The organism is Seonamhaeicola sp. NFXS20 (genome assembly GCF_049132085.1).
Lineage (GTDB): Bacteria > Bacteroidota > Bacteroidia > Flavobacteriales > Flavobacteriaceae > Seonamhaeicola.
The window spans coordinates 266,632-290,048 of sequence record NZ_JAFMPU010000002.1; the positions used below are offsets into that span (position 1 = coordinate 266,632).

At 29.2% G+C, this 23,417-nt stretch carries 24 protein-coding genes; 9 read left to right on the top strand and 15 right to left on the bottom strand.

From position 1 onward, the window contains the following. Positions 1 to 97: 97 nt before the first annotated feature. A complete protein-coding gene (gene dapA / locus J1D01_RS04380) occupies positions 98 to 970 on the bottom strand; it encodes a 4-hydroxy-tetrahydrodipicolinate synthase (RefSeq protein ID WP_421149961.1) in 873 nt (290 codons plus the stop codon). Continuing rightward, a complete protein-coding gene (locus J1D01_RS04385) occupies positions 963 to 1,490 on the bottom strand; it encodes a DUF6913 domain-containing protein (protein WP_372938208.1) in 528 nt (175 codons plus the stop codon). Before J1D01_RS04385 ends, dapA begins: the two co-directional genes overlap by 8 nt. A 58-nt stretch (positions 1,491 to 1,548) precedes the next feature. On the opposite strand from J1D01_RS04385, the gene J1D01_RS04390 reads away from it, so the two are divergent. Then, on the top strand, positions 1,549 to 2,304 hold the full coding sequence (locus J1D01_RS04390) for a 5'-nucleotidase C-terminal domain-containing protein (RefSeq protein ID WP_421149962.1): 756 nt from the start codon (positions 1,549 to 1,551) through the stop codon (positions 2,302 to 2,304). Position 2,305: 1 nt separating this feature from the next. Continuing rightward, entirely contained in the window at positions 2,306 to 3,220 is a 915-nt protein-coding gene (locus tag J1D01_RS04395; protein WP_421149963.1) for a metallophosphatase, read from the top strand. Between the two features lie 55 nt (positions 3,221 to 3,275). Here J1D01_RS04395 and J1D01_RS04400 read toward each other — a convergent pair whose 3' ends face one another. The 7 genes from J1D01_RS04400 to J1D01_RS04430 all read right to left on the bottom strand — a co-directional run bounded on the left by J1D01_RS04400 (position 3,276) and on the right by J1D01_RS04430 (position 13,470). Next, entirely contained in the window at positions 3,276 to 4,040 is a 765-nt protein-coding gene (locus J1D01_RS04400; protein ID WP_421149964.1) for a hypothetical protein, read from the bottom strand. An 86-nt stretch (positions 4,041 to 4,126) separates the two neighbouring features. Continuing rightward, complete coding sequence (gene ligA, locus J1D01_RS04405) at positions 4,127 to 6,121, bottom strand: NAD-dependent DNA ligase LigA (RefSeq protein ID WP_421149965.1); 1,995 nt, start codon at positions 6,119 to 6,121, stop codon at positions 4,127 to 4,129. Between the two features lie 87 nt (positions 6,122 to 6,208). Then, positions 6,209 to 9,301 (bottom strand): T9SS type A sorting domain-containing protein, encoded by a 3,093-nt coding sequence (locus J1D01_RS04410; protein WP_421149966.1) that lies wholly within the window; start codon positions 9,299 to 9,301, stop codon positions 6,209 to 6,211. 266 nt (positions 9,302 to 9,567) lie between these two features. Continuing rightward, positions 9,568 to 10,305 (bottom strand): LytR/AlgR family response regulator transcription factor, encoded by a 738-nt coding sequence (locus J1D01_RS04415; protein WP_421149967.1) that lies wholly within the window; start codon positions 10,303 to 10,305, stop codon positions 9,568 to 9,570. Beyond that, complete coding sequence (locus J1D01_RS04420; protein WP_421149968.1) at positions 10,292 to 12,079, bottom strand: histidine kinase dimerization/phosphoacceptor domain -containing protein; 1,788 nt, start codon at positions 12,077 to 12,079, stop codon at positions 10,292 to 10,294. Before J1D01_RS04420 ends, J1D01_RS04415 begins: the two co-directional genes overlap by 14 nt. Positions 12,080 to 12,121: 42 nt before the next feature. Next, complete coding sequence (gene prmC, locus J1D01_RS04425) at positions 12,122 to 13,000, bottom strand: peptide chain release factor N(5)-glutamine methyltransferase (RefSeq protein ID WP_421149969.1); 879 nt, start codon at positions 12,998 to 13,000, stop codon at positions 12,122 to 12,124. Next, on the bottom strand, positions 12,979 to 13,470 hold the full coding sequence (locus J1D01_RS04430; RefSeq protein ID WP_421149970.1) for a GNAT family N-acetyltransferase: 492 nt from the start codon (positions 13,468 to 13,470) through the stop codon (positions 12,979 to 12,981). Before J1D01_RS04430 ends, prmC begins: the two co-directional genes overlap by 22 nt. A gap of 47 nt (positions 13,471 to 13,517) precedes the next feature. Between J1D01_RS04430 and J1D01_RS04435 the strand changes: the two genes are divergently transcribed. The 4 genes from J1D01_RS04435 to J1D01_RS04450 are packed head-to-tail and all read left to right on the top strand — an operon-like array spanning position 13,518 to position 16,200. Next, entirely contained in the window at positions 13,518 to 13,979 is a 462-nt protein-coding gene (locus J1D01_RS04435) for a hypothetical protein (RefSeq protein WP_372938634.1), read from the top strand. Positions 13,980 to 13,982: 3 nt separating this feature from the next. Next, positions 13,983 to 14,987 (top strand): bifunctional diaminohydroxyphosphoribosylaminopyrimidine deaminase/5-amino-6-(5-phosphoribosylamino)uracil reductase RibD, encoded by a 1,005-nt coding sequence (gene ribD, locus J1D01_RS04440; protein ID WP_421149971.1) that lies wholly within the window; start codon positions 13,983 to 13,985, stop codon positions 14,985 to 14,987. Beyond that, positions 14,980 to 15,588, top strand: coding sequence for an HAD family hydrolase (locus tag J1D01_RS04445; RefSeq protein WP_421149972.1), 609 nt, complete (start codon positions 14,980 to 14,982; stop codon positions 15,586 to 15,588). The genes ribD and J1D01_RS04445 overlap by 8 nt, the downstream gene beginning before the upstream one ends. 3 nt (positions 15,589 to 15,591) lie before the next feature. After that, the gene (locus J1D01_RS04450) at positions 15,592 to 16,200 is read left to right on the top strand and encodes an IMPACT family protein (protein ID WP_372938631.1); all 609 of its coding nucleotides are present in this window, start codon (positions 15,592 to 15,594) and stop codon (positions 16,198 to 16,200) included. Here J1D01_RS04450 and J1D01_RS04455 read toward each other — a convergent pair. Further along, positions 16,197 to 16,601 carry an acyl-CoA thioesterase gene (locus J1D01_RS04455; RefSeq protein WP_421149973.1) on the bottom strand — a complete coding sequence of 135 codons (405 nt, stop codon included), beginning with the start codon at positions 16,599 to 16,601 and terminating at the stop codon, positions 16,197 to 16,199. The two genes, J1D01_RS04450 and J1D01_RS04455, sit on opposite strands and share 4 nt — an antisense overlap. 186 nt (positions 16,602 to 16,787) lie before the next feature. On the opposite strand from J1D01_RS04455, the gene dnaA reads away from it, so the two are divergent. From dnaA to J1D01_RS04470, 3 genes are read left to right on the top strand one after another with little or no spacing between them, the layout of a single operon-like run. Further along, complete coding sequence (dnaA, locus tag J1D01_RS04460) at positions 16,788 to 18,215, top strand: chromosomal replication initiator protein DnaA (protein WP_421149974.1); 1,428 nt, start codon at positions 16,788 to 16,790, stop codon at positions 18,213 to 18,215. Between the two features lie 12 nt (positions 18,216 to 18,227). Continuing rightward, the gene (locus J1D01_RS04465; protein WP_421149975.1) at positions 18,228 to 18,689 is read left to right on the top strand and encodes a low molecular weight protein-tyrosine-phosphatase; all 462 of its coding nucleotides are present in this window, start codon (positions 18,228 to 18,230) and stop codon (positions 18,687 to 18,689) included. After that, positions 18,682 to 19,392, top strand: coding sequence for an SAM-dependent methyltransferase (locus J1D01_RS04470; RefSeq protein ID WP_421149976.1), 711 nt, complete (start codon positions 18,682 to 18,684; stop codon positions 19,390 to 19,392). Before J1D01_RS04465 ends, J1D01_RS04470 begins: the two co-directional genes overlap by 8 nt. On the opposite strand, the gene J1D01_RS04475 is transcribed toward J1D01_RS04470, so the two are convergent. The 5 genes from J1D01_RS04475 to dapF all read right to left on the bottom strand — a co-directional run bounded on the left by J1D01_RS04475 (position 19,393) and on the right by dapF (position 23,406). Continuing rightward, a complete protein-coding gene (locus J1D01_RS04475) occupies positions 19,393 to 20,043 on the bottom strand; it encodes a peptidoglycan-binding protein LysM (RefSeq protein ID WP_372937156.1) in 651 nt (216 codons plus the stop codon). 109 nt (positions 20,044 to 20,152) lie between these two features. Next, positions 20,153 to 21,067, bottom strand: a complete 915-nt coding sequence (locus tag J1D01_RS04480; protein ID WP_421150199.1) for a DUF2279 domain-containing protein — start codon at positions 21,065 to 21,067, stop codon at positions 20,153 to 20,155. Then, the gene (gene mltG, locus J1D01_RS04485; protein WP_421149977.1) at positions 21,064 to 22,110 is read right to left on the bottom strand and encodes an endolytic transglycosylase MltG; all 1,047 of its coding nucleotides are present in this window, start codon (positions 22,108 to 22,110) and stop codon (positions 21,064 to 21,066) included. Before mltG ends, J1D01_RS04480 begins: the two co-directional genes overlap by 4 nt. A 1-nt stretch (position 22,111) precedes the next feature. After that, complete coding sequence (locus tag J1D01_RS04490; RefSeq protein ID WP_076696970.1) at positions 22,112 to 22,636, bottom strand: GNAT family N-acetyltransferase; 525 nt, start codon at positions 22,634 to 22,636, stop codon at positions 22,112 to 22,114. Beyond that, positions 22,633 to 23,406: a diaminopimelate epimerase gene (dapF, locus tag J1D01_RS04495; RefSeq protein ID WP_421149978.1), complete on the bottom strand. Its 774-nt coding sequence runs from the start codon at positions 23,404 to 23,406 to the stop codon at positions 22,633 to 22,635. Before dapF ends, J1D01_RS04490 begins: the two co-directional genes overlap by 4 nt. Positions 23,407 to 23,417 lie beyond the last annotated feature (11 nt).

The following is a 23,417-nucleotide window of genomic DNA, read 5'->3' on the forward strand; positions in this document are numbered from 1 at the left end:
AATCTTAGTAACGATAAGGATTAAGTAATATTTAACTTTTTTACTTAAAAAGCTACAACTTTACTCTATAAATATTGCAAAATAGTTTGATATAAAATTAAGCTAAATAGGCTTTAATTTTCTTTTTTAACGCACTTGATGCTGGTACAACAGGTAAACGCACAGTATCTTGACATAGGTTAAGCGCTTCAAAAACAGCTTTAATACCTGCCGGATTATTTTCTTCAAAAATGTACCCAATAATATCCATTAATTTAAAATGCAGCTTATAAGCTTCTTTGGCATTTCCTTTTAAACCTAAACGAATCATTTCAGTAAAATCTTTAGGTAGAGCTTGACCTATTACAGAAATAACACCGGCGCCACCGGCTAGAACAACACCTAAAGCTAAATCGTCATCGCCAGAAATTACTAAAAAATCATCTGGTTTATTTTTTAACAGTTCTAAATATTGAGACATATTATTTCCTGCTTCTTTAACTGCAATAATATTTTTAAAATCATTAGCTAATCTTAAAGTGGTTGATGGCTCCATGTTTTTTGCAGTTCTACCTGGTACATTATATAGAATAACATCAATTGGAGATGCTTCTGCAACCGCTTTAAAGTGTTGATATAAACCTTCTTGGGTTGGTTTATTATAGTATGGAGACACAGACAAAATAGCATCTATACCACTAAAGTCTGTAGATTTTATTTCTTCTACCACTTGTGCTGTGTTATTTCCTCCAATTCCTAAAACTAATGGCAAACGCCCATTATTAGTTTGAGAAATAGTTTTTATCACCTCTTTCTTTTCTTGTTTTGTTAGTGTAACACTTTCGCCAGTGGTTCCGCATATTACAAGGTATTCTACTCCATTTTCAATATTGTAATTTACAATATTAGCCAATGCTAAGTGGTCTACAGTTAAATCTGAATTAAATGGTGTAACCAATGCAACTCCAGTTCCTAAAAACTTACTACTCATTTTCAATTTTATTTAATATAGTCAAGTACTTAAAAATTTCATTTTTAAATACGTCAAATTCTTTTATATCGGTTTTAATAATTAAATCATTTAGCCGCTCATCACTAACCAAAATACCTACTTTAAATTTTGCTTTAGATGCGGCTGTCATTAACTTTAATTCTATATTATCATGTAGATAATAACTTATTAAAACATCAAAATCTTTATCTAAAAAAGATTGCAATTCTACATTCTTTACAACACCTCTCCAACCAAAATCTTTAGAAGTAAAGCAATCATCCCAAGAGTTTAAATTTTCTTTATTAGTTTCAGAAAAAGCTACAATTTTAAGTTTATTTGTTCTAACTTTAATTAAATCAGCTAGCTTTCTAAAGCTTTCCAAATCATCAAACTCATCAATATTTAAGATAATACCTAAACTTTTCACTTCACTTTTGGTAGTATTTACCTCTCTTTCAGTTAACAATTTGTTTAAGTACTTTTTATTAGATTTTTCTTTAAAACCCTTTAAAATCATTTATCTTTATACTTTGCGCAAAGGTAGCAAAAGTACATTCAAAAAATTGATTTTACACATGAGGTTTACACATTTATTTATTTTGTTAAATTTTTTAATTCTTTTTAGTTGTAAAGACCAAAATTTACACTTATCAAAAATTGAAGGCAAACAAATTTTAATATCAGATTCTATACCTTCTAACACTGATATTGAAGCTTTTATTAAGCCCTTTAGAGAACATATTGAAAAAGATTTAGACAGTGTTTTAGCTTACTCTCCCAAGACTTACACTAAAAATGATGCCGAATTAAACACCGCTATTGGCAATTTGTTGGTAGATATGGTTTATACCGAAGGAAACCCCATTTTTAACAAAAGAACCGGAAATAACATTGATATAGTTGTTTTAAATCATGGAGGTATTCGCGCTCCTATTTTTAAAGGCCCTCTAACTGCAAGAACTGCTTATCAAATAATGCCGTTTGAAAATAAAATAGTTGTAGTTGGCCTTAAAGGAAATAAAATAAAAGACGTAGTTAACTACTTAGTTTCTAGAAAAAAAGCTCACCCATTTTTAGGATTAAAAATTCTTTTAGACCAAGAATACAACCTTATTGAAGCTACAATAAACAATAAACCCATTGACGAAAACAAAATATATTACGTAGCTACTAGTGATTATTTATATAATAATGGTGATGGTATGTCTTTTTTTAAACCTAATGAAAGCATGATGAATTTAGACTACAAAATTAGAAATACCATTATTGATTATTTAAAAAAAGTAGACACTATTAGCCCCGTAAGAGACGATAGATTTATTAGAAAATAACATGAAAAGAAGAAATTTTATACAACAAATATCTGCTGGAAGTGCTTTAGCTATTAGCGGTTTAGGGTTGCAATCTTTTGTAACAACTCCAAAAACAACTAAAATAACTATTCTACACACCAATGATGTGCATAGTCATATAGACCCTTTTGGACCTAATGATGGAAGAAATGCTAACACAGGCGGTGTAGCAAGACGTGCTAATTTAATTGAATCTATAAGAAATGAAAACCCCAACACGTTATTACTTGATGCTGGCGATATTTTTCAAGGAACCCCTTACTTTAATTATTATGGTGGCGAATTAGAATTTAAACTAATGAGTATGCTTAAATATGATTTAGCAACCGTTGGTAATCATGACTTTGATAATGGTATTGATGGTTTATTCACCCAATTACCACATGCAAAATTTGAATTTGTTTCTGCTAACTATGATTTTAGCAATACTATTATGGATACTCATGTAAAACCATATAAAGTATTTAAAAAAGACGGCATTAAAATTGGAGTTTTTGGCTTAGGCATTAAATTAAGCGGACTAGTTGAAAAGTCTTTATACAAAGAGACTAAATACCTAGATCCCATTGAGATAAGCCAAGATATGAGCAGAATTTTAAAAACTGAAGAAAAATGCGATTTAATTATTTGTCTTTCGCATTTAGGGTATCATTATAAAACTGCACCAGACAACATTAGTGACTTAAATCTTGCTGCAGCTACAAAAGATATTGATCTTATTATTGGAGGACACACGCATACCTTCTTAAAAAAACCTACGGTTGTAAAAAATGTTGAAGGCAAAAATATGCTTGTAAATCAGGTTGGATGCTACGGAATTAATCTGGGTAAAATAGATTTTTATTTTGACAATGATAAGAACAAAACAGCTAACGGAACATCTATAATAGTTTAAAACTCGTTATAGAGTGTTTTAAGTTTATTACCTGTTTTAAAACACCTATAATTTTTTAAAGTTTAGATGATTTTGATGATTCTATATAAATATCATCAAGCTCTTCCTCTTTATCGTTAGATAAACTTATTTGCTTGCATAAAAAATAAAAAGCAATAAGTACAAGTGTTGTTGCTATAAAGTTTAATAAACTGCGTTGTGTTATGTATATATAAGCTACATCAATTACCTCAGAAAAAACCAAACACAAGGTACCCAAAAACATATATAAAGCTTTTTTATTATCTCTGTAAAAATAATTTAATAAAGAGACTGATAGCAAAAGCAACATTATTATGTTATAAATCAACTCTAAATAAAAGTCTACTTTAAGTAGTTCTTTTTCTGGGTCTACAATTACCTGTAATACATATACTAAATAAATATTAAGCATTGTAAGCACAATTATATGTATAGTATAATTCTTTAAAACATGTAAAAAGTTAAGCGATTTACATATCTCTATTATTAAAAACACATAAGATAATACATACATAATATTACCCACATAATAATCTATTTTAAAAAATAAAGATGACGATTCACTGTAGGGTATAAGGTTTGTAATTAATCCCATTAAATCTGATAAAGCGTAGAATATTAAAAACAATGAAAAATATCTTGTTTTATTTTTATAAAACACAAAGTATGCAATAGCTATTACTGGTAAGATTAAAGCATCTAAAGTAAAGGCTACAACCTGATCTCCCATAAACCCAAAAATGGTAAATAGTGCGTAAATTATAATGACTAAGCTTGCTAAAACTTTAGACTTATTCATTTCTTTAAATTTGATTAGAAGACAAATATAAAGAAATTTTACAAATAAACGATAAAAAATTACACTTTATCGATATTTGATTTATTTTAATTTATTTTTTGTAAGAAATCATATTCAGAAATAATATCTATCTTTAATTTTTCAGCTTTTAGTTTTTTACTTGGCCCCATATTATCTCCTGCTACAATAAAATTGGTTTTAGAAGAAATAGAACTACTTACTTTTCCTCCATTATCTTCTATAAGTTTTTTAAGTTCATTTCTTGAAATGGATTCAAACACCCCAGAAACCACTATAGATTGTCCTTCTAAAATATTAGTTTTCCCTTCAAGTTCTTTAGCAGATATCTCTAATTGAACTCCAAAACCTTTTAACCTTTCTATTATATTAATATTTTGCTCTGATTTAAAAAAGTCTATAACACTTTCTGCTATTTTAATACCAATTTCATCTACGTTTACTAAATCTTCTTGAGAAGCATTAGCAATAGCATCTATACTTTTATAATGTTTAGCCAACTTTTTAGCAACTGTTTCTCCTACATATCTAATACCCAATGCGTATAAAACACGCTCAAAAGGAATATTAACAGATTGCGCAATGCCTTCTATTAAATTATCGGCACTTTTTTCTGCCATTCTCTCTAAAGGAACCACCTGCTCCTTAGTTAATTCATATAAATCTGAATAGTTTTTAATGAGTCCAGCATTAACTAATAAGGCTACAGTTTCTCCCCCTAAACCTTCAATATCCATAGCTTTTCGTGAAATGTAATGCTGAATACGACCTATAACTTGAGGCTTACAACCATTGTAATTAGGACAATAATGTTGAGCTTCTCCTTCTTGTCTTACCAATTCTGTATTACATTCAGGGCAATGAGTTATGTATTGGGTAGGTTCTGAGTTTTTTGGGCGCTTACTTAAATCTACTCCTAAAATTTTAGGGATTATTTCACCTCCTTTTTCAACATACACCTCATCTCCTACTCTAACATCTAATTTTTCAATTTGATCTGCATTGTGTAATGAAGCTCTTTTAACGGTTGTGCCTGCTAGTTCTACAGGTTCTAAATTAGCTACAGGTGTAATGGCTCCGGTACGCCCAACTTGATAAGTAATACTATTTAACCTAGTTGAAACTTGTTCTGCTTTAAATTTATAAGCCATAGCCCAACGTGGTGCCTTAGCTGTATACCCCAATTCTTCTTGTTGTTGAAAACTGTTTACTTTAACAACTACTCCATCTGTTTCATATGGTAAATTATGCCTATGAACATCCCAATACTCAATAAATTCTAAAACCTCATCAATAGAATTAACTAATTTAGCTGCATCTGGTACTTTAAACCCCCAATCTCTTGCTTTTTGCAAACTTTCAAATTGAGTTGATACTGCTACATCTTCTCCTTTAATACTGTATAACAAACACTCTAAAGGTCTTTTAGCAACTTCTGAACTATCTTGTAGTTTTAGACTACCAGAAGCTGTGTTTCTTGGGTTTCTATAAGGTTCTTCACCATTAGCAATACGTTCTTCATTCATTTTATTAAAACCATCAAATGGTAAAACTATTTCTCCTCTTATTTCAAATTTAGGCGGATAATCTCCTTTTAATTGAAGTGGTACAGATTTAATAGTTTTTACATTTGCCGTAACATTGTCTCCTTGAAAGCCATCTCCTCTGGTAACTGCTTTAACTAGTTTACCATTTTCATAGGTTAAACTCATAGAGGCACCATCATACTTTAATTCGCAAGTATATTGAATGTCTCCATCTACCAGCTTTTTAATACGCGTTTCCCAGTCTTGTAAGTCTTCTTTAGAATAAGAATTATCTAAAGAATACATACGGTTTTCATGAACTACTGTTTCAAAATTTTTGGTTACTTCTCCGCCAACGCGTTGTGTTGGGGAATTAGCATCAAAAAACTCTGGGTGTTTTTCTTCTAAAGCTTGAAGTTCTTTTAGTTTTAAATCGAACTCGTAATCTGAAATGGTTGGATTATCTAAAACATAATAATTATAATTATGTTCTCTAAGTTCATTCCTTAGTGATTCTATTTGGCTTTTTATAGACATTAAATATTAATTCTTTTTGAATGTCTAAATATACTAAAATGGCAAAGAATCTTTTTTTAAAGTTTCTAATTTTAAATCATAAAAAAATTATTCAACAATAAGCTTTTTAACTATACTATTGTTAGCAACTTCAATTTTAACAAGATATAAGCCAGATTTTAAGTTTCTAACATTTACGTTAGAAAAATTTCTTGGTGTTAACACTTTTTTACCTAAAGTATTATAAATATTTATATCTGAAATTGTAATAGATTCATGAACTTTAAACATTACATAGTTTTTTACCGGATTTGGATACATATCTATCTTTTTATCCAATGTTAAGCTTGCAATATCTAATGTGCCACAACTTTCAGCAAATGTTGCTCCTGAGTCTATGTTTGTCCAATTTGTTGTACTATAAGTAGCATTATCAACCTTAACACAATATAAATTAGGGCAATTTAGCGCATTAAAATATGTTATAGCGTTATTATTTCCATTGCTAATATCTATTCCAACAAGTTTACTATTATCATTAAAACTAACTGCAGTTAAATTAGAATTGTTTGAAAAATTTAATTGTTCCATTTGGTTATACGAACAGTTTACAATCTCTAAAGCGCTTAATGCGTTTACATTTAAACTAGATAATTTATTGTTGTAAACACTTAGTTCTTCTATAAGTGTATTAGCAGACACATCTATGCTTCCTAATTGATTTTCTGAAACTCCTAGAATTTCTAAAGCTGTATTATTGCTTATATCAATGCTTGTTAATAAATTATCATTTAAATAAAGATGAGTAAGCACCGTATTTTGTGATACATCAATATCTGTTAAACTATTATCTGTTAAATTGATGTAGGTAAGGTTTTTGTTTTGACTAAAATTTGCGGTGGTTATTGAATTTGTTGAAGCCAAAAATGTTTCTAAAGCCGTAAAAGCCTCAATACCTGTTAAATCTGAAATGTTTTTTGAAGATATATATAAAGTAGTTTCTCCTTCAATATTACTTGTGAGCACGTAATCATCTAAAGTTCCTGAATCTAAACCTAAATCAATCAAAGCTTGTTCAAAATTATCATCTGGCACATAAGTTTCATTGTAATGACAGTTTTCACTAAAGCTAGTTTGTGCATCAATAAAAGTCCAATTGGTTGTGCTATACGTTACATTATCTACTTCAATACAAGTTAAATTTGGGTTGTTAAGAGCGTTTAAAGTAGTAATTAACGTATTGTTGCCATTCTTCATATTTAAACTTGCTAATAATGGGTTGGAATTACAATCTAATACTTCTAAATTAGTATTTTGGCTTACATCTAAACTGGTAAGTAAGTTATTTTCACAAACAAAGGTTACCAGTGCATGGTTGTTACTTACATCTATACTTGTTAATTGATTTGATAGAAGATTTAAATAAGTAAGTGCCGTATTTTGACTTAAATCTATACTAGTTAATTGATTGCCCCTACACTCTAAAGACTGAAGCATTGTATTTTGACTAATATCTAAACTTGAAATATCTATATCAATACACTCAATGTGTGTGAGGTTTATATTTTGACTTACATCTAAATTACCTATTGGGTTATCATTACACTTTAAAACTGTTAAATCTAAATTTTGTGAAATATCTAAACTAGTTAATTGGTTAGCACTACACTCTAAAGTTTCTAACGCCAAATTATTGCTTAAGTTTATTGTAGTTAAATTATTTGCAGTTATAGTAAGGGTTTCTAATGCTAAAAAATCTTCTATTCCTGTTAAATCATTAATTCCTTTATTATGTAAATTTAGGGTAGTAAGTGAACTAATGTTAGTTGTAAACACATAATCATCTAAAACAATATCATAGCCCAAATCTATCAATGCTTGTTCAAAATTATCATCTGGAACATAAGTTTGTGCACTACAATCTTCGTTAAAAATGGTTTGGGTATCTATTATCGTCCAATTAGCTGTACTATACGCTACATCATCTACTTGAATACAAATTAAGTTTGGATTATTAGCAGCTGAAAAGGTTGTAATTGATGTATTGTTGCCATTTTTAACATTTAAACTTGTTAACTGGTCATTATAATTAACATTTAAAAATGTAAGTTGGGTATTTTGACTTACATCTAAACTTGTTAATTGATTTTTATGAACTTGCAAATTCTTTAATTGTGCATTTTGGCTTACATCTAAACTTGTTAATTGATTTGCTGAGCAATAAAAAATTTCAAGCTGAGTGTTTTGGCTTACGTTTAAACTTGTTAAATTATTAGTATGACAACTTAATTCTGTTAATGCCGTATTTTGACTTACATTTAAATGAGTTAAGTTATTTAAACCACATTGTAATACTTCTAAAGATACAAAATCTTCTATTCCTGTTAAATCATCAATATTGCTAAATTCTACATTTAGTAGAGTAATTGAACTAATGTTTGATGTTAACACGTAATCATCTAAAGTGGTATCGTAACCTAAATCTATCAACGCTTGTTCAAAATTATCATCTGGAACATACGTATTAAGTTGTGAAGAACAGCTTAATGAAAAACTTGTTTGTGCATCAATATTAGTCCAATTTGTATTAGAATAAGCTACATCTTCTACTTGAACACAAAGTAATCCTGGGTTATTTGTAGCATCAAAAGTAAGTATACTTGCGTTATTTCCATTCTTAATTGATAAGGCTCCTAATTTATTACTTTTAACATTTACTACTGATAATGCAGTATTATGATTAAGGTTTAGCAGCGTAATTAAATTATCTTCTAAAGTTAATATTTGTAGTGATGTATTCTGTGATAGGTTTAAATCTGATAATTGATTAAAACGTGCATCTAAATACCATAATGATGTGCTAGAAGACACATCTAAATCAACCAGATTATTATTAGTACATGATAATAATGTTAATGCTGTATTTTGAGATAAATTTAAGCTAGTTAAATTGTTATTATCTACATACAGTTCTTGTAAGGCTAAAAAATCTTCAATGCCTTCAAAATTTGATATACTTTCATTTTGAACGTCTAAAGATGTTATTCCTGAAATATTAGATGTAAGCACTTCACCATCTAAAGCAGTATCATAACCTAAATCTATTAAGGCTTGTTCAAAATTGGCGTCTGGAATATTAGTGGTTTGAGCAAATAGTAATGAATGAGTAAAAAAAACAAATAATAGCGTAATTCTTTTCATAGACCTAAATTTAATTTTGTTAGTTTTTAAAATTTAGGAGTTATTTTATGTCTTAATAGTTTTGCTTTTTTAGAGAGAAATATTCAACTTTCAGTATTATAATGTTGTAATTAACTAAATGCTTGAAAATTGAACCTATTATTAATATTGCATTAAAAAATAACCCCACTAATCAAAATTAGGCACTTGAAGTGTTACATTACTAGAGTTTATGGCGAAGCAACGTATATATTTAGTGAACACACCGTTTTTTGGTGCGAACGGTTTTAAAGCATATTAAGAGACGCCATTAATTTTTCTTTATGTAGTTTACTAACAGATATTTTATGCTTACCTATATAAACATACCCTTCGTTTATAGAATCTATTTTAGATATGTTTATTACATAAGAACGGTGTACTCTTAAAAATTTTTCTTTTGATAATTTTTGTTCTACACTTTTTAATGAGTGGCTTATTAAGTGTTTATTAGTATTTGTATACACATAACAGTAATTATCATAAGCTTCAAAAAACAAAATGTCATTTTTATCAATTTTTATAAATTCACCTTTGGTTTTTATAAAAAAAGCATCTTTTTCTTTTGTAACAGATTCTAACTTTGAAGTTATTTTTACACTTTGTTTATGTAATGCTAACTCTATATTGGCCAACAGTGTATTTTCATTAAATGGTTTTACAATGTATCCTGAAGGATTTGTGTTTTTTACACGTTTTAGTGTTTCTTCATCAGATAATGACGTTAAGAATATAAATGGAATATTGTTTTTTGCTTTAAGCCTATTTATTAAATCTATACCATCTAAATCGCCACTTAACATAACATCTACTAGAATAAGGTTTGGTTGGAATTTTTCTATTTCTATAATTGCATCTTTTACATTATTATTAGATCCGCATACTTTATAACCACCTTCTTCTACAATTACTTTTATGGTCTCTAAAATAAGAGGTTCATCTTCTACTATATAAACTTTTATGGGTTCTCTGTTATAGTTTTTCATATTTAGAAATATTTAAAACCACTTCTGTTCCTCTATTTATTTTAGATGTAAAAGAAATATTGGCTTTTAAATTTTTTATCAAGGAATCTATAAGCTTTAATCCAAATGAATTGTGATCTCTTTTTTTATTAATACCTATTCCATTATCTATTACTTTTAGTAAAAGTTCATTTGAATTTTCTTTAAAAACAACCTGTAACATATTATTTTTTTCTACACCATCTTCAAACGCATGCTTTAATACATTTGTAATCAATTCATTTAAAATAAGACCTATTAATGTTATAGTTTCTATACTTAAGATAATAGATTGAATATCTAATACTTTTTCTAGGCTATTAGATTTTTCACTATAACTTTTACAAATACTATCTACTAAATCTTCAAAATACTCTTTAGTATCTACTCCTGCTAATTGATTTTTAGTGTATAGTTTTTGATGAATAATAGCCATAGAATGCACTCTGTTTCTAGCTTCATCTAAAGCTTTTTTAGCTTCAACATCTGTTAATGTTCTAGATTGTAAAAACAATAAAGAAGCTACCATTTGAAAACTGTTTTTTACTCTGTGATGTGTTTCTTTTAACAACACATTTTTATCATCAATAGCAGTTTCTAATAAAACTTTTTGTTTATTTAACAACACCCTTCTTCTTTTGCTTTTAAACAGAAAAAAACTTACAATAGCTGTTATTAAAACACCTAAAAAAGCAATAACTAAATATAGCTGTTTTTGCTGTTCTTTTTTCTCTGTTTCAAGTTTAAGGAATTTTAATTCAGAATCCTTTTTTTCGGTTTCAAATTTAGTAAGTGCTTCTGCCATATTTTTATCTTGTTGCGCAGATAACACAGAGTCTTTTAACTTTTGAGATTCTATTGATAAATTATAAGCTTCTTTAAATTTTTTAGTTTTTGCGTAATATTCTGCTAGAGCATTGTAAGACTCTAATAATTGTTCTTGATGGTTTATTTCTTTTGAAATCTCTACACCTTCTAAAAGTGGATTTAAAGCCAATTGCATTTTATCTTGTTTTGTAAATGCAATTCCAATTCCTGTTTGAGAAACCGCATGCAATAAAGGAATTTGATTTTTTTCTACATATTTTTTTGCTTCATTATAACTGGTTATTGCTTCTGCATACTCGTTTTTTTCTATTTTTAAATTGCCATAATTTAAATAAGCAATTCCCAAATTTATATTGTTATTTACTTCCTTATAATAGTTTATAGCTTTAATTAACATGGTATCTGCCTTATCATACATTTTATTTTCTGTGTATAACATAGAAAGGTTATTCCAAGAGACAGCTTGAAATTTATCTAAATTAGCTTTTTGTGAAACTTGTAATGATTTTAGATAGTACTTTTCTGTATTAATAAAATCTTTCCTGATTTTATAACAAGCTGCTAAGTTGTTGTAAACTGTGGTTAAGTCTTCATAATCACTACCTAATTCAAGAATTCGTAGGGCTTTTAAATACAACTCAATTGCTAAATCATGTTCTTTTAGTAGATAATGACTTATACCTTTATAATTATAAGCTCTTGCTTTATAAATAGGTTTACTCTCTAATGAAGCAATAGAATCATAAACCTTAGAATATACTAAAATAGCCTGTACATCTGAAAACCATTTAGCAGTTATTTGTTGATATAAAAACGATAGTTTTTCTTGATTAGAAGGTAATTTTGAAACTTTAACTAAAACACTATCTATCTGGGAAAACCCATAAAAAGACAATAAAAATAATAATATAAAAAATAGGCGTTTCAAACAAAAATAGCTTTTTAATTAATTAAAAATAGCAATTTAAAATTACCTTATACCTAAAGCCATTCTATCTTTATTAAAAATATCTTGTTTCAATTTAATATTTTTAAAGTTATAATCTTTAAGTAGTTGCGTCATTTCTTTTCCTAAATATTCGTTTATTTCAAAAAACAACTTTCCGCCTTCTTTTAAGTTTTTGTTTGAAAACTCACATATAGCTTTATAAAACAACAATGGATTATCATCATCAACAAACAACGCTAAATGAGGTTCATTATCTAATACATTGGGTTTCATTAATTCTTTTTCAAGCTCACGAACGTATGGCGGATTGGAAACAATTACATCAAATTTTAAATCCTCTGAAAGTAATTTTGAGTTCTTAACATCTAAAATGGAATCCTCAATAAGCTCAATATCTACATGGTTTAACTCCGCATTTTGTTTCGCTATTCTTAACGCTTCAGCGGAAACATCTAGCGCATAAACTTTAGCATTTGGCAAGTTTTTGGCTAAAGAAATAGCAATACAACCACTACCTGTACCAATATCTAAAAGAGTTATTGGCTGTTGGTTGTTAGTTTTTGATTCATTTAAAATCCAATCTACTAATTCTTCGGTTTCTGGTCGTGGAATTAACACATTTTCATTCACTTTAAATGGTAGGCCATAAAATTCTGTTTCACCTAAAATATATTGAATGGGTTTTTCTTCTTTTAGTAATTTCAAAGCATACAGAATAGATTCAGAATTTTCAATATTAACATCTGGCTCTAATGCTAATTTTAATCTATTAATTCCAAAATAAAACTCTATTAATATAAAAAAAAAGTTATCAATTTCTTCTTTATTATAAATTGAATTTAACTGGTTTTGAAATGTTTTTTTAATATTCTTTAGCTTCATAAATCCTTTATCATCCAAACACCACAATTAAAATGTCCGGTACCTCCAATTCCTCCTTCTAAATGCCTAAAACCAAAACTTTCATAAATATGTATTGCAGCCTTAAGTTGTGATGCAGACTCTAAATAACATTGCTTATAGCCCATGTTTTTAGCTGCTTGCAAACAGGTTTCAAACATTTTTTTGCCGTAACCTTTACCTCTTACTTTAGGTGAAAAGTACATTTTGTTAAGCTCGCAAATTTCAGTTTCAAAACCTTTTAATGGTTGAATACCAGCACCCCCTAAAACCTCACCTTTATTGTCTATTACATAGTAAACCGTGTTATCATTTTGATAAGATTGAAACATTCTTGGGGTTTCTTCATCTTCATAAGCCGTTCCTGTTAATGGAATTTTAAACTCATGAAAACATGTCCTAATTATTTGTTCTACTTGAGTGTTATCTTCTGGCTTTATTTCTCGAATAACAATAGTATCTTTACTCACTTTAAATTGGTACTTTTACGCAAGTGAAGATACTTAAATATGAAACAATGAAATTAAAGCTATTCATTATTTTATCAACAATATTATTAGCTGTTTTTAGCTGTTCAGTAAAAGAAAAACCCGAGTTTTTAAGGATTGAAAACATTAAAGTTTTAGAATCTACCTCTAAAAATATTACGTTTACTGCAGATGCCTTGTTTTTAAACCCTAATGATATTGGTGGCAAACTAAAAACAGATGCCATAAAAGTATTTGTAAATGATAATGAAATGGCTACGGTATCTACCAAAAGTTTTGATGTACCTGCAAAAAATGAGTTTTCTATACCATTAAAAGCTGTTATTCCTACCGATAGTATTTTTAGTAATAAAAGTATTAGCGGCTTAATAGGAAGTTTATTTAGCAAAAAAATTAAAGTGCAGTATAAAGGCGATATTATTTATAAAGTCTTTGGTTTTTCATACACCTATAATGTTAATGAAACCCAAAATGTAAAAATTAAATTATAAACATTGAATCAAAACGAAATTTACATAAAGCGTTGCATTGAAATTGCCAAAAACGGTTTAGGTAGCACCAGACCAAACCCTATGGTAGGAGCTGTTATTGTTAACAATGAAAAAATTATTGGCGAAGGTTACACCAGTGCTTATGGTGGTCCTCACGCCGAGGTAAATGCTATTAATTCTGTTAAAAATAAAGAGTTTTTAAAAACAGCTACTCTATACGTAACTTTGGAACCTTGCTCTCATTTTGGTAAAACACCTCCTTGTAGTGATTTAATTATTGAGAACGAAATTCCTAATGTTGTTATTGGATGTATTGACGACAATAAGCAAGTGGCAGGAAGAGGTGTAAAAAAACTTATTAACGCGGGTGTAAATGTAACTGTTGGTGTTTTAGAAACCACCTGTAAAACACACCACAAACGCTTTTTTACATTTCATAACAAAAAAAGACCTTACATAATACTAAAGTGGGCAGAAACCTCCGATGGCTTTATAGCTCCTAAAACCAAAAACGAACAAAAACCAGTTTGGATAACCAACAAACATTCCAGACAATTAGTACATAAATGGCGCACCGAAGAACAAGCTATTTTAGTGGGCACCAACACCGTTTTACAAGACAACCCTAATTTAACAGTACGAGACTGGACTGGACAAAACCCTATTAGAATTGTAATTGATAAAGACAACACACTTTCTAAAAATTTTAATGTTTTTAATAATGAAGCAAAAACTATTCTAATAAACAGTAAGAATGCAGATTTCTCTAAACCTTTAGCTAAACAAATTTGTAATGTACTTTTTAAAAATGATATAAACTCTGTTATAATTGAAGGTGGCACAAAAACACTTCAAACATTTATAAATGAAAACCTGTGGGATGAAGCACGAATTTTTTACGGAAAAACCTCTTTTAAAGAAGGTGTTAAAGCCCCAAAACTTATTGGAAGTTTAATTTCAACCGAAAACGTAAAAGGAGATATTCTTAAAATTTATAAGAATGATTAGTACTATTATTTTCGACTTTGGCAATGTTTTCATCAATCTTAATGATGCTTACACACTAGATTATATTAAACATTTTGAATCATCAGAACATTTTGAAGATATCATAAAAACCAACCTTTCTTATGAAAAAGGACTAATATCAACAAATGAATTTTTAGACAACTATGTACGTTATTTCCCTAATAAGTCTAAAGAGGACATTAAAAACAAATGGAATTCAATTTTAGATGACTTTCCTAAACATAGATTAGATTTTTTAATAGATTTAAAAGAAAACACCAATTATAACCTTATTCTTTTAAGCAACACCAATGAGCTTCATATAAATTGGGTTAAAAAAAATATTTCGTTTTATAACGAATTTAAAAATTGTTTTAACGCATTCTATTTATCACATAAAATACACCGAAGAAAACCAGATAAAAATATTTTTAATTTTGTTTTAAACACAAATCAGTTAAAACCAGAAGAATGCTTGTTTATAGATGATAATAAAGACAATATTAAAACCGCAAAATATTTAAACATTAACACATGGCATTTAAAGCCTAAAAAAGAAGATGTTAGCAACTTGTTTAACATAAAAAGTAGTTTATTCTAAGTTTTGGAAGAAAAAGATACATATAAAACCATTACTTCTAGTACCAAAAATATTTTATTTAAAGATAAAAACAGTAAGTTTTTTGGTTATGCTTACCCTGTTTTAAATGAAGACCAAGCTAAAAACCACATAGAACAATTAAAAAAAGAACACCATGCCGCAAGACACTGGTGTTACGCCTATAAAATAGGAACAGAAAACATTTTATTTAGAGCTAATGATGATGGCGAACCTAGTAATTCTGCAGGCATGCCAATTTATAACCAGATACTTTCTTTTGATGTTACTAATATTTTAATTGTTGTAGTGAGATACTTTGGAGGTGTTAAATTAGGTGTTAGCGGATTAATTAACGCCTATAAAACTACTGCACAATTAACCTTAGAAGCTTCCAATATTATTGAAAAAACCATTAATATTGATTACCTAATAACTTTTGATTACAAAAACATGAATACTGTAATGCGAGTTATTAAAGAAAAGAAACTAAACGTTATTAATCAAGTTTTAGAATTAGATTGCAAAATCACAATTTCAGTTAGAAAAAAAGAAGCCAAATCAGCATTCAATATATTCAACAATCTTTACGAAATTGAAATAAAAAAACTTTAATCTAAGCTATCAATAGCATCTAAAATATATTGTGGCGCTTTAGTAGGTCTATTGGTTTTAGTATCAATAAAAACTAACGTAGTACTTGCTGTAGTTAAAATTTCTCCTTTTTCATTAGTAATTTCATAATCAAATTCAATCTTTGCGGTAGGCCTACTTTTTAGTTGAGTTTTTACATTAATTACATCATCATAACAAGCTGATTTTTTATAATTTACATTTAATGAAACTACTGGTAACATAATACCATTTTCTTCCATAGATTTATAAGAGATTCCTAACTTTCTTAGCCACTCAATCCGCCCCATTTCTAAGTATAATGCATAATTTCCATGATACACCACACCCATTTGGTCTGTTTCACCGTATCTCACTCTTATTTGTATTTCGTCGAATTTCATTGTTATATTTAAATATTTTTTTGTAGTTTCGGAAAGCAGATAAACATGAGGAAAAATTTCCAAAAATTCAATAGAATTTGATTTTTTTTTTAAGAATTTTGTTCACATATTTGCCACAGAGAACGGGACAAATGTATTGGGGATCTCTTTCTAATTTTAGCTAACTATAAACCTTAAAATTTAACAATGAGCAAAACTGCGCAATCGGTATGGGATAACTGTCTTAAGTTTATAAAAGATAATATTCAGCCGCAAGCATATAAAACTTGGTTTGAACCAATTGTTGCAGTCAAGCTTACTGATAAAGCTTTAAGCATACAAGTTCCTAGCAAATTCTTCTACGAATGGCTAGAAGAACACTACGTTAAAATTTTAAAAGTAGCACTTACTAAAGAATTAGGTGAACATGCCAAATTGGTTTACATTATTAAAATGGAAAACACCTATGGCAACAAACAACCTTTTACAGAAAAAATTCCTAGTTCTAACAGAACAGCTGTAAAATCTCAAGATGTTGATATACCTTTAAATAATAAAAGCCCAGAGTTACGCAATCCATTTGTTATTCCTGGTATTAGAAATGTAAAGGTAGAATCTCAACTAAATCCAAATTATAGCTTTGATAACTTTTTAGAAGGAGACTCTAACCGCTTAGCAAGAAGCGCAGGTTTAGCTGTTGCTAGTAAACCAGGAGGGACATCATTTAATCCTCTATTAATTTTTGGTGGTGTTGGCTTAGGTAAAACCCATTTAGCACATGCTATTGGAGTTGATATAAAAGACAAATACCCAGAAAAAACGGTTCTTTATATTTCTGCTGAAAAATTTACACAACAATATATAGACGCTGTAAAAAAGAATAATAGAAATGATTTTATTCATTTTTATCAAATTATAGATGTTCTTATTATTGATGATGTACAATTTCTTTCTGGAAAAACAGGAACACAAGATGTTTTCTTTCACATATTCAACCATTTACACCAAAATGGTAAACAGGTTGTTTTAACAAGTGACAAAGCTCCTGTTGATATGCAAGATATAGAACAACGCTTACTATCTCGTTTTAAATGGGGACTTTCGGCAGAATTGCAAACACCAGATTTTGAAACTAGAGTTTCTATATTAAACAACAAGTTATACAGAGATGGTGTTGAAATGCCTGAAGAAATTGTTGATTACGTAGCTAAAAACATAAAAACTAATGTAAGAGAGTTAGAAGGTGCTATAATTTCTTTAATTGCTCAATCATCTTTCAATAAAAAGGAAATTACTCTTGATTTAGCAAGAATTATTGTTGAAAAATTTGTTAAAAACACAAAACGTGAAGTTTCTATAGATTACATTCAAAAAGTAGTATCAGACTATTTTCAAATGGATATAGACACTCTACAATCTAAAACAAGAAAACGTCATATTGTACAAGCACGCCAATTAGCCATGTTCTTTGCTAAAAAATTCACCAAAGCCTCATTAGCAAGTATTGGTTCCCAAATTGGTAAACGTGATCATGCCACTGTTTTACATGCTTGTAAGACAGTAGACAACCTATCTTCAACAGATAAACAGTTTAGAAAATACGTTGAAGATATTACCAAAAAACTTTCAGTATAAAATTTAATTCAAATGACTAAAATATTAATGGTTTGCTTAGGCAATATTTGTCGCTCACCATTAGCCGAAGGTATATTAAAATCAAAACTTTCATCTGATTTTTTTATTGTAGATTCTGCAGGAACAGCTAGTTACCATGTTGGCAGCAAACCAGATAAACGCTCTATTGCAGTTGCAAGAAAATATGGTTTAGATATATCACACTTAAGAGGGAGACAATTCACCGTTGATGATTTTGATAATTTTGATTACATCTATGTTATGGACGAGTCTAACTACCAAAATGTTATTAAACTAGCAAGAAATGACAATGATAAAAACAAGGTAGAAATGATTTTAAATTTGGTTTACCCAAATCAAAACTACGATGTACCAGACCCTTATTACGGTGGTGACCAAGGTTTTGAAAACGTTTATAAAATGTTAGATGAAGCATGCTCTTTAATTGCTGAAAATTTAAGTCTAAATGAATAAGGGTAGTCTTTATTTAATTCCTTGCACATTAGGTGACAATGACCCCTTAGAAGTTTTACCTATTACGGTTAAACAAACTATAGAACGTTTAAATATTTTTATTGTTGAAAACGAAAAAACAGCAAGACGTTTTATAAAAAGAATTTATCCAGAAAAATCACAACCATCTTTACAATTCTTTATTTTAAACAAACATACTGAAATTACAGATTTACCAAGTTTTTTAAATCCTTGTTTAAAAGGAGAACATGTTGGTTTACTTTCAGAAGCTGGTTGCCCTGGAATAGCAGATCCTGGTGCCGATGTTGTAAAAATAGCACACCAAAAAAACATAAAAGTTATACCTTTAGTAGGGCCTTCTTCTATCTTATTAGCACTAATGAGTTCTGGTATGAACGGACAAAGCTTTGCTTTTAACGGCTACCTTCCTATTGATAAAAATGAAAGAAAAAATGAGTTAAAACGCTTAGAGCGTTTATCGTTTGAAAAAAAACAATCTCAAATTTTTATAGAAACGCCTTACCGAAATAATAAAATGCTAGAAGACATTACCAATACTTTAGCTGGTAATACCAATATATGTGTGGCTTGTGATATTACATTGTCTTCAGAATTTATAAAAACAAAAACTGTAAGTGATTGGAAAAAAAATATGGTAGACCTTCATAAAAGACCTACCATATTTATTATACATAAAAGCTAATTACATAGCTTTTGCTTTCTTGTTTGGTTTAATAAAAGAAGTATCGTAACCAGAAAAACGTTTCATGTAAGTATAAACCGTTGTTCCAAAACCATCGGCAAAATTATTTAAGCCGTAACTTCTTAAGTACTTTTTCACACTCCCAGGGCCAGCTAAATGAGCTGCTGCTAAAATTCCAGATTCTGTAACAACAACACCATTAATTCGTTTTCCAACAAAATTTCTAATGTCTCGTCTTAAAATCCATTTGTTTCTTTCAGCATTAGCTATAAAAGCTTTTTCCTGTAGTTTTGGGTCATTTAAAAACTCATTAGGATTATTAATCCCTATAAGTTTTAAAGTTTCCTTTCCAAATTGGTATTTACCTAAGTAACCAAAGGTATTTACACAAGCATAATCACCTCTTGATTCTTTAAAAGCTACTGCTTCTTTAAAACCAACAAAAGATTTACCTAAATAAGGTGAGAAAACTTCGTTTGATGCTATAAGATCCCTGTCTTTAGCAACGTCTGGACTAACCGTATAGTTTAAATCCAGTCCTTTTGTAGAATACTTACTCAAGTCTACTGTTTCGTTAGATGTAAACGAAACACACAATAACATACATATTGTAAGCCCGAGGGTAAAATAACTTGCAATATTCTTTACCATAGTTCTAAATTTTTTCAGCATAAATTACAAAAACTATGCCTTGAAATTTGAGCGTGCAAAATTATAAAAAAATCTAATAACTTCAAAACTACTCGTTTAAATACTATATTTAATAGTAGAATAGATGAAAAACACACTTTTTGTTACTTAATTCTAACGTAGGAAAAGGCATTTTTATCATATTAAAAATGCTAAAAACAGATCTTAACAGGGGAAAATTTGTTTTAATCTTTTTCAAATTTACATCAAAACTTAAATAGAATTGACGTTTCCTATTATAACTTGTTAACAACTGATTGTCAATATCTTCTGTTCCTTTAAGCATACCTTCGGCACCATAACCTACAGCTACATTTAACCACTTAGGAATTTTTGTTTCTTTTAAAAAAGAATGAAGGTTAACGCTTAGCCAATACGTCTGTCCGTTATAATCTTTTAAAATTTCTTCTAAAAGGCCTTCTCCTAACTTTTCGGGGTTTTGAGAAGCGTATTTTGTTTGGTGAAATGAGTACTTAACGTCTATTCGTTGTTCTTTCCACAGTAATTCTTGACTAATATAGAGTCCTGTTCCCGTTGCATTAGCTAAAACATCACCCCAAGAAAAACCCCATTCTTTAGAGAAACCATCTAGCACTTCAACAGCTGTTAAAAACCCAAAACCTAATGTGGCGCCATATAATAATTGGTCTTTTTTACGCACACCACTCCAATTTAATACATTGGCTCCTACTCTTCCTAATTGATAAGAAGTAAATACATGCCCCATTTTATCCATCTGCAACCACTCATTATTATCATTTAGCGTATGAAACTTAGAACGGTCATAGTCTGAATACCACAATTGGTTTAGTCCTATTAATGACATTGAAGCCAAAGTAGTTTCAGAAATTACAACAACATTGCGCCTAGACTTGTTTAAAGTGTCACTTGGTGTTAAAAAAGCATTTAATTTAGATTGAGAAAATGATGCTGTTGATGTAAAAACAGTAAAAAAAAGATATATAAAACTAAGCCATTTCACTATTTATTAATTCCTTGTGAAGATAAATATCGTTGATATGCTCTAGCGTTTACATTATGTTGCGCCAAGGTTTTAGCAAATTTGTGATAACCAATACGTTTAGCATCTGCAGCAAAATATAAGTACTTGTGTTTTTCATAATTTAAAACAGCATCAATAGCAGATATATCTGGCATTGCTATAAGCCCTGGGGGCAAACCAGCATTTTTGTATGTATTATAAGGTGAATTAATTTCTTTATGAACATTTAGCACACGTTTAATAACGGTATTTTTATACTTAGGTAATTGATACGCTGCAAACTTTAGAGTTGGGTCTGCTTGTAGTGGCATACCAATTTTCAACCTATTTATATATACACCTGCAATTCTTGGTTGTTCTGAAGGTTGCTTAGATTCTTCATAAACAATAGATGCTAATGTCATGACTTCATCTTTAGATAAACCAAGTGCTTTTGCCTTATTTAAACGCGATTCATTCCAAAAACGATTATATTCTTTTAGCATACGGTCTCTAAAGGCTTCTGCTGAAGTATTCCAAAAAAACTTATAACTATTAGGTAAATACATACCTAAAGCTGTTTCTTTTTTAAAATTATTTTTAGCGTAAAATGTTTCGTCTTTCATAGCATTTAATAAGGAAACACTATCTGCTTCTATTTGCAATGCTATTCTACCGGCTAGTTTTTCTAATGAACTTTGATTATTAAATGTTACATTAATTTCAACTCCATTTTTTATTCTTATAGAGTTAATAATATCATTATTACTCATGTCTTTTTTTATAACAAACTTACCTGCTTTTACATTACTTATATATTTTTTTTGTTTAGCTAAGGCATCAAACTTATTGATGTTTTTTAGTAAGGGTTCTAATTGTTCTCTAACATCTTGATAGGTATCGGTAGATTTTACATAAATATAAGCTTCATCATTATTAAAAGCTGTATTGGGCACCATCATTGCAGAATAAATATAGTATGCCAAATAAGCTGCAACCGCTAGCCCAATTAAAGCAATAGCCCAAAGAATTTTTTTAATGTACATATTAATTATTTATAAGCTGAAATAAATATTCGTTTTTATATGAATTATTAACGTAGTTCCAGTCTTTTTTAAGCCCTACTTGTTTAAAGCCTTCATTTTTAAAAAGCTTTATGCTAACTTCATTCTCTTCTGAAATGTTGCAATACAATTGGTGCAACCCTAAATGTGTAAAACAATAAGAAACTAGTAGTTTTAAAGCTTCAGAACCATACCCTTTTCCTCTAGCTTCGGTATCTTTTATTAAAATACCTATTCCGGCTCTACTGTTTTTAAAATCGAAATCAAAAATATCAATCATTCCTAAAGGCGCATCATTATAATTTGAAATTACCAACCTAAGTTGTTTCACCTCATAAATATCTTTATGTGCGTTTTCTAAATATTGTTTTATTATAAATTTTGAAAATGGTGTTTGAGTATTGCTAACCTCCCATATAGATTCGTCATTTTCAACCGCATGAACAAACTCTAAATCTTCTGGCTCTAAAGCACGTAGGTAAATATTTTTTCCTTTTAACGTAATCATACAGTTCCTTTAAACACTAATTTTGCAGGACCAATAAGCCATACGTTTTTATAAGCTTCATTTACAACATCAAAAGTAACTTTTAGTTCACCTCCTTGCACTTTTAACGTTATGGTGTTATCTTTTGTTTGTTTTGTTGCATTCATAGCTATTGCTACAGCAGTTACTCCAGTACCGCACGATAATGTTTCATCTTCAACACCTCGTTCATAGGTTCTAACCAAAAACGTATCATCTGATATCTTCTTAACAAAATTTACATTAGTACCAACATCATTATAGGGCGCTCCATAGCGAATTTTGGCTCCTTTTTCTTTAATATTAAAAGTATCTATATGGTCTTCAAACTGCACATGATGTGGCGAACCGGTATCTAAAAACACATGACTGTCATATTTATTAACCTCATCAACATCTTGCATTTGTAACTTTACAATATCATCATCAATGCAGGCGTGATGTAAACCATCAATAGCTTCAAAAGTAGCTTTGTTTTTTATAATTCCTAAATCTCTAGCAAACGCCACTAAACAACGCCCTCCATTACCACACATGGTACTTTCGTTTCCGTCAGAATTGTAATAAACCATTTTAAAATCGTACTCATCATGGTTTTCTAGTAAAATAAGACCATCTGCACCTATGCCAAAACGTCTGTCACATAAGAAAGCAACACGTTTGGTATTATTTTTGTCGAATTTTTGTTGACGATTATCAATCATCACAAAATCGTTTCCTGTTCCTTGATATTTATAAAATTCTTGTTGCATAATATGGCACA